Origin of the sequence: Paraburkholderia sp. DD10, from assembly GCF_049177125.1 — a bacterium.
Lineage (GTDB): Bacteria > Pseudomonadota > Gammaproteobacteria > Burkholderiales > Burkholderiaceae > Paraburkholderia > Paraburkholderia terricola.
The window spans coordinates 3,031,339-3,044,806 of the sequence record NZ_CP185392.1; the positions used below are offsets into that span (position 1 = coordinate 3,031,339).

A 13,468-nucleotide genomic window follows, 5' to 3' on the forward strand; every position below is an offset into this window, starting at 1 on the left:
GGCGCTTCAATGGTCCTTCGAGCCGTTCATCGTGACCTGATGGACCGCGCTCGATTGCAACCCCCATTTCGCAACGATCGCGGCATAGGTGCCGTTGGCGATCAGCTTGTCCAGCGCCGCCCGCACCGCATCGCGCAACTTCGTGTTGGCCTTCGAAAAGGCGATCCCCTCCGGCGAGGTCGCGAACGGCTCGCCGATCGGCTTGTAGGTATTCGCTTCGAGTTTCATCGCGTACGGCAGCGTTTCACTGCCCTGCACACCCGCCACGATGCGCCCCTGCTTCAGTTGCATGCGGGCGGACGACGTATCTTCCGTACCCACCACGTTAATGGGCGCCTTGCCGGCGCAGTTCTTCCCACTCCATGCGGCTGTGTCGGCCGGGAACGAAGTGCTGCGGCTCGTGCCGACCGGTTTTCCGCACAGATCCACCGGCTGTTTGATCTCGTTGCCGCGCGCGGACAGGATATAGAACTGCGCGCCGGAATTCAGGTAGTCGAGAAAGTCCGCCGCATCGCGGCGGCCCGGCACATCGCTCAGGCCGCTCAACACCATGTCCACTCGTCCGGTTGCCAGCGACGGCAGCAACTGTTCAAACGCCGACTCCTGCCAGTCGAGCTTCACGCCGAGTTCCTTTGCAATCGCGTTGCCGAGATCGACATCGAAGCCGACCAGCTCGCCGCTTTCGGGGTCTTTGTATTCCATCGGCGGATAGATCGAGTTGACCGCGACCTTGATGACTTTGGACCGGGCGATCGCGTCGGGCAAAGTTTGCGCATGGGCGACCGCGCCGCAGAACAAAGTCGACAGACAGATCGCCATCAAACGGGCCACGCCGCGCGCCGGGTTCAGCTTGTACATGAAAGACATACCTTTAGAGGATTGAGTTTGTTGTAATCGAAACCATTGCATTTGAGCCACTGCCGATCGCCTAACGCAACGTGGACCTCGCATCGGCGTCACCGGAGAGCCAGGGTAGAAGCGTGCGCGCGTCGGCGAGTTTGTCCAGCTCGAGTACCGCGTCCGCAAGCGCGTTCGCCGATGTATCGTCGAGCGCGATCGCGGTGAGTGAGCGGTACTTCGACAGCAGGTCCGCATCGGACAACGGATTGCGCGGATCACCGAGCGGCGTGAGCACCTGACGCGAACGCGGTGCGTCACCGCGCATCGTGAGTGTGACGACGGGTTCGTCCAGATCGGACATAGCCGGGTCGACTTCGAGCGTGATGCGTTCCATCGCTGTTGCCATACGGGGATCGAGCCGCGCAGTCTCGAGATAGGCCTCGATGCCGGCATGCCCGTACACCAGTACCGACGCAACGGCATACGGCAGACTCATCTGCGAGGAAGCCAGATTGCGCAGATCGCGGCCGCCGCACATGCGTTCAACGAAAGCACTCAACCTGACGTGCACGCCGCGCAGCTGGTCTGGTTCGCACGGCTTGTCGCGAATGAGATCGAGCATTGCATCCACGGCGGCATGGGCACTGCGGCACGATGCATGCGGCTTGATCGAGCAGCGCATGATCTTCCACGTCTCCCCCAGTTCGTGCAGCAGCGCTTGCGGTTCGCGCGTGTCAGGCGCGAACGCATTGAAGAAGCCGCCCCACACGTCGGCGAAAACCTGGGTGGGACCGCTGACGTTCTCGCGCGCCAGCAACGCCGCCAGCAGTCCGCCTTCTGCCGCGCGGCCCGTATGCATGCGTTTGGTTTGCGACGCATCGTGGATGAACCCCCACAGGCCGCCGCTCAGGCTGCCCGCATGGCCCAACGCGGCGCCCGTCTGTGCCGCGTCGAGCCCGAGAAGCCGCGCGCTGGCCGCGGTCGCACCGAACACGCCGCAGGTCATCGTCGAATGCCAGCCGCGTGCGTTGTGCGACGAGTATCCGCCGCACGCTTCGAGCACACGCCGGCCCACGTCGTAACCGAGCACCACCGAGGTAATCAGCTCACGTCCCGATACCGGTCGCGGCGAGCACGCCAGCGCGGCGAAAGCGGCCGGCAGCACCACGGCGCCGGAATGGTCGCAGCCGCCCGAGTCGTCCAGCTCCAACGCGTGCGCGGCGACACCGTTGACGAATGCCGCGTTGCGCGCACCGAGCGATTGCCGCGTGCCCCACACCTGACCGACACCTTGGCCATCCGCAGACATGACCGCGCGGGCGCTGCGCGATTCCACAGCCGCCGCGCCGGCCAATGCCGCGCCGAGCGTGTCGAGGATATGCCGCTTGGTCCGATGGACGACGGCGGCGGGAAGTGAATCGTCGGCGAAGCCTGCGACGAAAACCGCCAGTTGTTCCGACAACGACAGATCGCGCGCGCTCATCGGGCGGTCTCCCTATGCCGGGCGTAGATCTCGACTGGATGCCCCGGCTCATTGCCGTCGATATTTTCACGCCACCATTGCGCGACTTCTGCGCCCGTCGCGAACCACACGTCGTCATGCGCGCGCATTTCCGCGAGCAGACCGCGCAGCACGTCGATACGTCCCGCCGTGCCGATCAGCTCCGGATGCAGCCTCAATACAAAACACAATCCGAAGCGCCGGAACGCCGCAAAGTCGTGTTTCCAGTTCGCCAGTACTTCGCGATACGACGGAATGCGCGGCTGTCCGACCGGCACGGCAGGCGACAGGTTGTAGACGAAGTAGGGTTCGTCTTCGAGTTCGTAGTGCAGGGGCAATTCGACCAGCGGCGGCACATTCACCTTCGCGTTCGCATGCGCATCCGGCAGATGAAAATACGGTAGATCGTCGCCACGCCATGACGACGACCACGTCACGCCTTCATCGCGCAAAAAGTCCGCGAAGCCTGGGGCCCAGTTACCGTAGAACGAGCGAAACCCCTTGGCGCGACGCCCAAGCGTATCCACGAGCGCGTGTTGTCCGGCATGAAAGGCGTCCTTCTGCGCATCGAGCGTCAGCGTATCGAAGTTCTCGCAGCGAAAACCGCTCGTACCGATCTCGTGTTGCTGCGCATCGATACGCTTCAGCAATTCAGTGTGCGTTTGTGCGACGCGGCCAGGCAGGAACCAGCTCGAACGCACGTCGAACTCGTCGAAGGCATCGAGCACGCGATCCACGCCGCGTTTCGCGCCGTAGCGCCATACGGAAAGCGATTTCTCGCGACCGGCGATGCGGGGCTCCTGCGTCAGAATGCCGTGCTCGTCATTGAAGTCGACCGTGATGGCCACCGCGCATTGCGCGTTGCTGGGCCAGCGGATTGCATTCATGCGGTCAGCTCCAGCGATTGCCCCGAAGCGTGGCTATCGAGCCACCATTGCGCCACGTCGCGGCACGCCGCGAACCACACGTTGCCCTGCGTGTGCATGTGATCGATCAATTGTTCGAGCAACGCGATACGACCCGGCTTGCCCGACACCTTCGGATGAAACAGCGTGGTCAGGCAGAGACCGTCGCGATGCGAGCCGTCGAATTCGCGACGCCAGTTATCGAGCGTCGTGTCGTAGCTCGCAATACGATCGAGGCTTGCCGGAAAATCGGGGTTGCGGTGATACGCCAACGACGCGTAGTCGTCGAGCTCCCAGCGCCCGGGAATCTCGACCATCGGCTCGGCAATTCCCTCTGCGTGCAGCAGGTAGGGACGGTCATCGCCACGCATCGAACTCGAATAGCGAACGCCTGCTTCCATCAGCACGCGAATCGTGTCGGGCCCCCAATCGCCCGACGGAGTGCGGAATCCGACCGGGCGGATGTCCAGGTATCGGGCGAAGACGTCGGCGGAACGCTCCATCACTGCGCGCTGACCGTCACCGTCGAGCGTCCAGAACGCTTCGTGCCGATAGCCGTGATACGCGATCTCGTGGCCGCCTTCGATGATCGCCGCACACTGCTTCGGCCAGTTTTCGACCACCCAGGCCGGGGCGAAGAACGTGGCCGGCACACCGCGCTCGCGCAGCAAATCGAGCAGACGGCCCAACGCGCGCCACGGGCCATAACTGCCCAGCGTGAAGTACGACGGGTTGTGCCAGATCGAACCGTTCAGCATGGCGTCGCCAGTGGGACCGTCGAGATCGAAGGCGAGCGCCACGCACGAACGGTAGCCCTCAGGCCAGCGTGGAGCGAGCGCTTTCGCCGGAGGTTGACTAATTGCCGGCATCGATCACCGCCGTCAGAACAGGCGTGACAACTCCACGCAAACGAAAAGATGCGTTCATTGAAACTCGCTTCAAATGAAAGTTAAGCGGTGCCTCGGCCGTGTGTGACCGAGGCCATTCGGGCTATGAGAGCACTGCGGAAATGAAATTTCTTGTGCGGGCCTGCCGCGGTTGCGACAGCACCTGCCCGGGCGTACCCGTCTCGACCACCTGCCCCTGATCCATGAAGACCACCCGGTTGGCCACTTCGCGGGCAAAGCCCAGTTCGTGCGTCACCACGATCATCGTCATGCCGCTCTTCGCCAGATCCCGCATCACCGCCAGCACCTCCCCCACCAGTTCCGGGTCCAGCGCCGAGGTCGGCTCGTCGAACAGCATCAGCTGCGGATGCATCGCCAGCGCCCGCGCGATCGCCACCCGCTGCTGCTGGCCTCCAGAAAGCTCCACCGGAAACGCATCGCACCTGTGGCCCAGCCCCACCCGCGCCAGCAACGCGCGCGCCTCTTCTTCCGCGTCCTTGCGCCTGCGTTTGAGCACCTGCACCGGCCCCTCGATCACGTTCTCCAGCGCCGTCTTGTGCGGAAACAGATTAAAGCGCTGGAACACCATGCTCGTCGCCAGCCGCTGGCGCGCCACCTGCCGCTCCGACAGCTCGTACAGCCGGTGGCCCACCCTGCGGTAGCCCACCAGTTCGCCATTCACCCACAGCGCCCCGTCGTTGATCCGCTCCAGCTGGTTGATGCAGCGCAGGAACGTGCTCTTGCCCGAGCCCGACGGACCGATCACGCACAGCACCTCGCCTTGCGTGACATCCAGCGTGATGCCCTGCAGCGCCCTGAAATCCCCATACGACTTGCGCACGTCCACCGCGCGCACGACTGAATTCATCCCGGCTCCTTGTCCTGCGGTCGCTGGCGTGTTCATTTGCGCCCCGATGCGCGGCCCGCCCCGCGTGCATAGTGCCGCTCCACCCGCGACTGCGCGAACGACAGCACCGTCACCACCACCAGATACCAGATCCCCGCCACCATCAGCAGCTCGATCACCCGCGCATTCGCGTAGTAGATGTTCTCCGCGTTGTGCAGCATCTCCGCGTACTGGATCACGCTCGCCAGCGACGTCAGCTTCACCATCCCCACCAGCTCGTTGCCGATCGGCGGCACGATCACCCGCATCGCCTGCGGCAGGATCACCCGGCGCAGCGCCTGCAGCCGCGGCATGCCGATCGACTTGGCCGCTTCATACTGGCCGGTATCCACCGACAGCAGCCCTGCACGCACCACCTCCGATGTGTACGCTCCCTGGTTGATCCCCAGACCCAGCAGCGCCGCGAGAAACGGGGTCATCACGTCCACCGTGCGCAATTCGAACAGCCCCGGAATGCCCATCGACGGGAACACCAGCGCCAGGTTGAACCACAGCAGCAGTTGCAGGATCACCGGCGTGCCACGAAACAGCCACACGTAGCCCTGCGCCACCGCCTGCAGCACCGGGTTCGACGACAGCCGCATGATCGCCGTGATGACGCCGAGCACGATGCCCAGCGCCATCGCCAGCACCGTCATCACGATCGTGTTCACCAGTCCCGTGAGAATCGGGCGCGCCGTCAGGAAGCGCCCCACGTAGCGCCATTCGATCTGCCCATGCGCGAACGCCAGCACCACATACGCGACCAGCGCGAGGATCGCCGCCGAGGCCACGTAGCGCCCCCAGTAACGTCGCTTCACGTGCTCCAGGTGCGAAATGCTGCCCAGCTCTTCCGGCGCGTTTGCAGCCAATGCATGGTTCGGCGATCCGGGCTCGCCCGGTGATGTAGCCGGCAGAACGGTAGGTTGGGCCATGCAAGAGCTCCCTTGAACTCACTCACAAAAACGGCTGCGATCCAGACTGGGCGCACGCTCCAGCGCTTTTCGCCAGTCAGCTCGCGGCCTCCGGCGAGGCGCTCGCGCAGCGCAGTCGGGACCCGTTGAGTGAATTTAAGAACGCCAATTTTCCGGCGGCAAACGGTAAAATCTCATGGTTACCATGCATGATGTGCATAAATGAAAATCGAGCGCTATCCTCCCTTCAACGTGCTGCAAACCTTGCTGGTAGTTGCCCGCTGCGGGAATTTCACGGCTGCGTCGCAGCAACTGTTTCTCAGCCAGAGCGCAGTGAGCCGACATATCCAGCAGATGGAGGAGTATTTCGGCTGTGCAATGTTCGTCCGGCATACACGCATGGTGGTGCCGACGGCGGAGTGCCAGCGACTGGTGCCGATCGTCGAAGAATTGCTGGCGACCGCTCGCCGCTCCTTGCACATCGCGAACACCGGCGGTCAGACCATCACCCTGCGCGTCACACCTACGCTCGCCGCCCGCTGGCTGCTGCCGCGCCTGACCGACTTCTACGCCCAGGCGCCCGGCACGCAGCTAAACATCGACACAGCATGGTTCCTGCCGACGAACTTTGGCGAAGGAACACTCGACGCTGCAATCCTGTTTGGTACCGGGAATTGGGAAGGCCTGGAAGCGACCTGTCTGATGCGGGAGAAATTGACGCCGGTCTGCGCACCGCAGATCGCGAGCGGCGCGCCGCCGCTCATCGAACCCGACGATTTGAAGCAGCACACGCTGCTGCACTCGAGCTTCGGCCGACGTGGCTGGATTCTCTGGCTACAGCAGGAGGGTGATCTGGCGGCGCATACGTTTCGGGAGCAGGTCTTCGACACGTTAGATCTCGCGTTCAGCGCCGCTACTCGCGGGTTGGGCGTGGCGCTAGGCGATCTGAACCTGGTTGAGGAGAATCTGGCGAACGGCTCGCTGGTGACGCCGTTTGAGCGAGTGGTAGAGACCGGCGCCGGATACTACCTCGTGCATCCGCCGCGCAATGAATATCGTGAAAAGTTGAAGCCGCTTCTGAAGTGGCTACTCGCCAGCGTTGCAGCGTAAGAGCCGGGCAAGCCGAGCCGGAAATAGACCTGATAACTCGAGCGCTGAAATCCTGTCTGAGCCGGAATGCCGGATGGACCGGTTCCACGCGACCCACTCAGGCCCGAGTCAGCAATTTAAGGATTCGGTCGTCGTGCTTTACATGGAGTGCGTCGAGAATGCGCACCGCGTCAGCAGCGGGATGGGCTGGGTTGAAAAGGAAGTTGTGAGCGAACGGAACGACCGCGCTCGGTACCTTCAACACGGCGCTCGTTTCTGTCTGCAGCCACTCCGTGCCCGCGCCGCGTGACCAGTCGGGATCTTGCCGCCAGTCGTCCGGGACATCGGCGTCCGCAATCTCAGCGACTGGAACGTCGTCGCTGACATCAACGCGCAACAACTGATAGCCGTCAGGCAACTGGCCGACGCTGGCGATCTCCATGTGGACAAGAATCTCAAGGAGCGCCAGCGCCGGGTGTTCGGCCAGGTAGACGATGGGCCGTCCCGCGAAATGCCATCGCCCCGGCGCGCGGAGCCCACCGATACCTCTCAGATCAGCATAATTGCTTATTCTCCAGAGGATCATCAGGCGAAGTAACCTTCGTCTATCTGGACAAGGGCTTCCTCTACGAGACGTGCGCCATGCTCGGTACTAGCCATATCGAGTGCCGTCTTTCCACCAAAACGCGTCTGACCACTCCTGAGCCAGGTCATTGCTTTGTCCGGGTCACCGAAGGTCGACGTGGCTTGGGCGAGAATCTTCGCGAGCCGGATCGCCTTGTCAGACTCGTCGATTGAAAGTCGCTCGTGATGCTGGCGCCGATGTGTCAGCGTGCGTCGCGGGATGATGAAGGAAAGCTCGTCGACCTTCAGGCCGCGCTCGGACAGCCGGTCGAGCACCGTAACGTTCACACGGGATCTCGCTATCTCCGCGAGATCTGCACCGGAGTGAATCCGGGCGTCGAGCAGTTGCTCCAGCATGTTGAGTTCGGCCCGTCGCGGATCGGCCGCGCCAGTCGGTTTAAAGGAAACGATTGCCATGGAGCCTCCTCGGGCAATATGCCCTTACATTATAGGCATTTTGCCGAATCATGGGTATGTCGTCACGAACGGGAAATCGCCTATCTGGCTCGGCTGGACGGTTCGCACCGAAGCGCCTTTAGACCGGGCGCAAGCGCCTCCAGGTCCACAATCAGTGTCATGTCGAATTGGGAGGAATGAAACGGAATGCAACCGGTGAGACACCGGTTGCACGCAGAAGCGACGAAAGCTCAGATGTGGAAGAGCTGCGCGACCAGTGCCGCGCCGATGAACGTGCCGGCATTCGCGATGAACGACACCAGCACGATGCGCCAGCCGAGCCGGCGGAACGCTGGGATGTCCTTTGCGATCGACAGGCCTGCGAAGGTCAGCATCGGCGTGACGACACCCAGGAAATCGTTCTTCGCGCTCATCGCGGCGATTTGCGACGCCCACGGGCACAACGGCGAAGTCATGAACATCGCGACGATCGACACCCAGCACACCGCCGGAATCTTGCGCCGCGTGGCAGTCGCCAAGGCATCGCCGATCAACGTGGCGAGCACCATGAAGCACATGCCCGCCAGACCTTGCAGCGGCGTAGTGCCGTGTGTAATCCAGTCGCATACGAGCGCGAACACAGCTGTCAGCATCCATGCCGCGATCTTGCCTGAATAACTCAGCGAAGGCGCTTCGGTCTGGATGTCGCTGAGCTTCGGACGTGCTGCATCGACAGCTTCGGATGCGCCCGACGCCTTCGTCGTACGGCCGATGAGCGGTTCGAGCAGGCGATAGCCGAACACCGCGAGCGGCAACGAGATGAACAGCGTGAAGTACGTGCCGATGGTCGTCGTGATCAGGTTGCTCGCCGCGGCAAATGTCAGCACATCCTTCGCGACTTCGGGCGACTGTTGCGCCGCCGCGATCGCGCCCGACGCGGCCGCCATCATACTGCCTGAGCCGACGCCCGCGCCCATCGCCAACGCAAGCGGATGGAAGATGTTCAAGCTGGCGACGAAGCCCGCGAAGATGGCAATAAACACGGCCCCGAACACCGTGCCGGTCAGATATTCGGCCAGCACGCCGCGGCCTTCCGCCGAGTTCATCCCGTACTTTTCGCCGATGATCGCGAGACTCGGTTCCCGGCCCACCGAGAACGTCGCACCGATGGCTTCGCGCTTGATGCCGAGCAGCAGCGCAAGCGGCAAGCCCAGCAGAATCGTGCCAACGAAGTGACCGAGTTCCTGGAAGGCAAGCGCCCAGCCCGCTGCGGCGAGCTTCGGCAATGCGCTGCCCACCATCAGACCGAGCTTCGATACGAACAGCAGCAACGCCGGTTGCAGCACGGCGGCGGCGAGAAACTGCGTTTTCACATCCAGCCGCATGCCGCTACGCCAGCGTTCAGACACTAGCCCCAGCGCACCACCCATCAACAAGGCCCAGATCATCGGCAACAGTACGACCTTCCCAGGTCCTACGCTGAACGTGAACGCGCCGATGAATTGGGCGATCAACAGGATCGCCGCCGCATAAATCAGCAGTTTTGCGCCAGTGAAACCGTCGCTCGATGCGTCGGCCGTCGTTATCGTTTGTTCCATGCTGCTCTCCCCCCGAGGCAGAGTGGCCCCGTATCAAGGTTATCAACGCTTGCCTTCGTCCTGGTCGAACCATTCAATTGCTACTACGCGCAAACCGCCCGCGACGCCATTCGTCGCAGGCGAACCTTCGCTTACAGATAACCAAATGCGGTCGACGGCGCTTTTGCCGTTTCGACCCACACACTCTTGGTCTGCGTGTACTCGTACAGCGCCTCGACGCCGCTCGAACGGCCATAACCGCTCATGCCGTAGCCGCCGAACGGCGAGGCCACGTTGATCGTCTTGTAGCCATTCACCCAGAACGTGCCTGCATCGATCTGTGCGGCCACGCGATGCGCGCGTGCGACGTCGTTGGTCCATACCGCGCCGGCCAGACCGAACTCCGTGTCGTTGGCAATCGCGATCGCTTCTTCCTCTGTATCGAACGGAATCGCGACCACCACGGGCCGAAAATCTCGGTGCGCGCCACATCCATCTGGTTGTTCACATTCGCGAGCACGGTCGGCGCAACGAAATAACCGCCGTCCGACTTTTCCGCCGATCCGGCCACGAGCGTCGCGCCCGCTTCCACTCCGCTCGCGATCATCTTCATCACGTGCTCGTACTGGGTGCGATTGCAGATCGGGCCGACTTCCGTTGCGTCGTCGGTGGGCGCGCCGACCTTGAGCTTCTTCGCACCCGTCGCCAGCATTGAGACGAACTGCTCGTAAATCGAACGCTGCACCAGAAGACGCGAGCCCGCCACGCAACTCTGACCCGCGCCCGCGAAGATCGCGGCCTGCGCGGTGAGCGCCGCGCGCTTGAGTTCCGCATCCTCGAATATGATGTTGGCCGACTTGCCGCCCAGTTCCAGCACGCAAGGCAGCACGCGCTTCGCCGCGGCTTCGGCGATCCGCGCACCGGTCGCCGGCGAACCGACGAAGACCACCTTTCTGATGACCTTGTGTGCAATCGCAGCCTGCGCGATGGTGTGCCCATAGCCTGCGAGCACATTGATCAGCCCTTTCGGCACGCCGGCAGCCTCTGCGAGCATGCCGATCACGAGCGAGCTGAACGGCGTGAGTTCCGACGGCTTGAGCAGCACCGCGTTGCCCATCGAAATGGCCGGAGCAAGTTGCCAGCCGCAGGTGAACACCGGCGCATTCCACGGCGTGATCTGCAGCACTGTGCCCGCCGGCTCGCGGCGTGTGTAGTTAAGATGCGAGGTCGGCACCGGAATCACTTCCCCGTAAAACTTGTCCGCCCAGCCGCCGTAGTACTCGAACATTTCGGCAACCTTCGCCACTTCGCCGCGGCAATCGCGGATCGGCTTGCCCGAGCCCAGTGACTCGAGGCGCGCGAGCGGCTCAGCATGCTGACGAAGTTCACGCGCCACCTCGAACATCGTGCGGCCGCGCGCGGCGTGCGTCAGCGACCACCATCGCGTTTGCGCGGTCTGCGCCGCCGACGCCGCGAGCGCGACGACTTCCGCTCCGCCATCACGGTAGGCGATACTCTTTTCGCCGGTCGCCGCGTCGTATAACTGAATAGTCTCGCGCTGTCCTTCGACCAGTTCGCCGTTCACGTAGGAACCAATGGTTTGCGCAGCCGGGAAGAAGTGCTGAAATGCCTTGAGAAGATTGTCTGCGATGCTGTGTTCCATGACTTGTCCTCGTTGTATTGCGTGAGCGCTCACTGCTTGTCGACGAACTGAACGATGCGGTTGAAATCTTCGGCATCGCCGATGGATTCCTCGCTTTCCGCCCAGAGGCGGCCCGCTTCCTTCGCGACCGGCGCGCTAATGTTCTGGCATTGCAGCAGTTCGAGCGCGAGCCGCATGTCCTTGCGCATCAGTTTCATCGTGAATCCCGAGTCGAATTTCTCGTTGAGAATCCACGTCGGGTAATTGGTCAGCGTGGCGCTGTTCTTGCCCGAACCGCCGCTCAGGGCTTCGATCAGCCGCGTCTTGTCGACGCCCGCCGATTCCGCTGCCCTGACCGCTTCGCTCGTCGCCAGCAGATGAACGCCAGTCAGCAGATTGTTGATGAGTTTGGTCACATGACCGGCGCCCGCCGGACCGACGTGAACCTGCTTCGCGCTGATCGCGGAGAGAACCGGCCGCACGGCGGCGATATGTTCGTCGGCGCCGCCCAGCACCATCGTCATCGTGGCGGTCGCGGCGCCCTTCGGCCCGCCGCTCACCGGTCCGTCGATGAACGCGACGCCGCATTCCCGAAGCGCCGCTGCAACCTTGCGCGTGCTGTTCGGATCGGCAGTAGTTGTGTCGATGACGATCAGGCCGTGTTTGGCATTCGATGCGACGCCGCCGTCACCGAGCACAACCTGCTCGACGATCGCCGACGTCGGCAGCGAGAGAATCAGGACGTCGACCGCGCCGGCGATTTCCGCGATCGATCCGCACGCCCGCACGCCCTGTTCGCCTAACTTTTCCGCGCTGTCCTGACTGGCATCGAAACCCAGCACGTCGAACCCTGCCCGCTTCAGCGACAAGGCCATCCCGCGTCCCATGTTTCCGAGTCCGATGACACCTACCGTTTTCATACTGCGCTCCTGATCAGTGCATTGAGATGCCCGGGCGGAACGCATAGTCCGCTCCGGTTATCGTCGATATTCGGTGCCTTGACCATTTCAACCAATAAGTGCCAATATTTAGACCGTTCTAATAATTCGAACAGTTCCCATGGCAAACGCCCTGACCGAAAGCCGGATCGCTTATTTTTTTGAAGCGGTGCGATGCGGCACGATCCGCGCCGCTGCCGACTGGCTCGACGTCGCGCCCTCCGCCGTGAGCCGCCAGATCACCTTGCTGGAAGAGGAACTGGACGCCCCGCTGATCGAACGTCACGCCCGTGGCGTCACGCCAACCGAAGCCGGACAGTTCGTCATCCAATACTTTCGGGAGCAGCGCGCGCACCGCGACGACCTGCTGTCCCGTTTGCAGGAACTGCGGGGCCTGCGTATCGGCCGCGTCAGCGTGGTGCTTGGGGAAGGGTTCGTGTCGGACATGCTGTCGGGACCGATGGAGCATTTCTGCAAGCAGTACCCGAACATCAGAATCAATCTCGACCTGGGCAGCACGAACGACGTGGTGACGAAGATCACAGAAGACGAGGGAGACATTGGCCTCGTCTACAACCCGCCGAACGAACCGCGTATCGTGTCACGCGCATTCCGCCGGCAGCCAATGATGGCGATCGTCGGCGTCAGGATGGCGCGCACGATCAAGCGCAAGACGCTGACCGTACAGGAACTGGCGTCCTACCCGATCGCCGCGACCCATGCCACTTACGGCACGCGGCAAATGCTGCAGGCTGTGGAGTTCGCCGAGAAGATCAGTCTGGAGCCGGCCGTCACGACCAACTCTATCAACATCATGAAACAGTTTGCCCGTTCGGAACTGGGAATCGTCGTGCTGCCCGCTTTCGCCGTCACGAGTGAACTCAAGGCTGGCGAACTGAAGGCCATTCCCATCGAACATCCGATTCTCCAGAACGCCGAAGCGCATCTCGTGACGCGCGTGGGACGCAAGTTATCCGTCGCGTCGAACAAGATGCTGCAGATGATGTCGCAAATGAGCGCGTTTCGGTAGCGGTGAGCGGCCAGCTTGGTTTGCAAGGAAGTTCCGCGCGGGAGCGTCAACCGGCCGGCGGACTGTTATCTCATTCGGTGCCCGCTATAGCGCCCGTTGGCTCTCACAAACTTACGGCAGGTCTTAGGGGTGAATCGGCCGTTGGAACGGCGACTCTCTGTGGCGCAAACGTCAACTATTGGCCGAACCCGGTCTGACGCGGACCTCGATCGGTCGCTGATCGCAGCCGCTGTCCGAAA

Annotated in this window: 12 protein-coding genes and 1 pseudogene; 2 read left to right on the forward strand and 11 right to left on the reverse strand. The window is 62.6% G+C overall.

Features of this window, described 5'->3' with window-relative positions; translation table 11 throughout:
- Window positions 1–6 precede the first annotated feature (6 nt).
- The 6 genes from ACOCG7_RS13820 to ACOCG7_RS13845 form a co-directional block, all read right to left on the reverse strand.
- The gene (locus ACOCG7_RS13820; RefSeq protein ID WP_421375960.1) at window positions 7–858 is read right to left on the reverse strand and encodes an ABC transporter substrate-binding protein; all 852 of its coding nucleotides are present in this window, start codon (window positions 856–858) and stop codon (window positions 7–9) included.
- 70 nt (window positions 859–928) lie between these two features.
- Window positions 929–2,323 (reverse strand): MmgE/PrpD family protein, encoded by a 1,395-nt coding sequence (locus ACOCG7_RS13825; RefSeq protein ID WP_421375962.1) that lies wholly within the window; start codon window positions 2,321–2,323, stop codon window positions 929–931.
- A complete protein-coding gene (locus ACOCG7_RS13830) occupies window positions 2,320–3,228 on the reverse strand; it encodes a polysaccharide deacetylase family protein (protein WP_421375964.1) in 909 nt (302 codons plus the stop codon). Before ACOCG7_RS13830 ends, ACOCG7_RS13825 begins: the two co-directional genes overlap by 4 nt.
- Entirely contained in the window at window positions 3,225–4,115 is an 891-nt protein-coding gene (locus ACOCG7_RS13835; protein WP_421375966.1) for a polysaccharide deacetylase family protein, read from the reverse strand. Before ACOCG7_RS13835 ends, ACOCG7_RS13830 begins: the two co-directional genes overlap by 4 nt.
- 121 nt (window positions 4,116–4,236) lie before the next feature.
- Window positions 4,237–5,001, reverse strand: a complete 765-nt coding sequence (locus ACOCG7_RS13840; RefSeq protein ID WP_421375952.1) for an amino acid ABC transporter ATP-binding protein — start codon at window positions 4,999–5,001, stop codon at window positions 4,237–4,239.
- Window positions 5,002–5,033: 32 nt separating this feature from the next.
- Complete coding sequence (locus ACOCG7_RS13845; protein WP_421375968.1) at window positions 5,034–5,954, reverse strand: amino acid ABC transporter permease; 921 nt, start codon at window positions 5,952–5,954, stop codon at window positions 5,034–5,036.
- A 201-nt stretch (window positions 5,955–6,155) separates the two neighbouring features.
- On the opposite strand from ACOCG7_RS13845, the gene ACOCG7_RS13850 reads away from it, so the two are divergent.
- A complete protein-coding gene (locus ACOCG7_RS13850) occupies window positions 6,156–7,043 on the forward strand; it encodes a LysR substrate-binding domain-containing protein (protein WP_421375970.1) in 888 nt (295 codons plus the stop codon).
- 97 nt (window positions 7,044–7,140) lie between these two features.
- Here the strand turns inward: ACOCG7_RS13850 and ACOCG7_RS13855 are convergent, their stop codons facing one another.
- The 5 genes and pseudogenes from ACOCG7_RS13855 to ACOCG7_RS13875 form a co-directional block, all read right to left on the reverse strand.
- Complete coding sequence (locus ACOCG7_RS13855; protein WP_421377636.1) at window positions 7,141–7,611, reverse strand: RES family NAD+ phosphorylase; 471 nt, start codon at window positions 7,609–7,611, stop codon at window positions 7,141–7,143.
- On the reverse strand, window positions 7,608–8,063 hold the full coding sequence (gene parS, locus ACOCG7_RS13860; protein WP_421375972.1) for a type II toxin-antitoxin system Xre/ParS family antitoxin: 456 nt from the start codon (window positions 8,061–8,063) through the stop codon (window positions 7,608–7,610). Before parS ends, ACOCG7_RS13855 begins: the two co-directional genes overlap by 4 nt.
- 230 nt (window positions 8,064–8,293) lie before the next feature.
- Window positions 8,294–9,640 carry a DUF3100 domain-containing protein gene (locus ACOCG7_RS13865; protein ID WP_421375974.1) on the reverse strand — a complete coding sequence of 449 codons (1,347 nt, stop codon included), beginning with the start codon at window positions 9,638–9,640 and terminating at the stop codon, window positions 8,294–8,296.
- A gap of 131 nt (window positions 9,641–9,771) precedes the next feature.
- Window positions 9,772–11,282 (reverse strand): annotated as a pseudogene (locus ACOCG7_RS13870) (aldehyde dehydrogenase family protein).
- A gap of 29 nt (window positions 11,283–11,311) precedes the next feature.
- On the reverse strand, window positions 11,312–12,226 hold the full coding sequence (locus ACOCG7_RS13875; RefSeq protein WP_421375976.1) for an NAD(P)-dependent oxidoreductase: 915 nt from the start codon (window positions 12,224–12,226) through the stop codon (window positions 11,312–11,314).
- A gap of 94 nt (window positions 12,227–12,320) precedes the next feature.
- Between ACOCG7_RS13875 and ACOCG7_RS13880 the strand changes: the two genes are divergently transcribed.
- Entirely contained in the window at window positions 12,321–13,229 is a 909-nt protein-coding gene (locus tag ACOCG7_RS13880; RefSeq protein ID WP_421375978.1) for a LysR family transcriptional regulator, read from the forward strand.
- Window positions 13,230–13,468 lie beyond the last annotated feature (239 nt).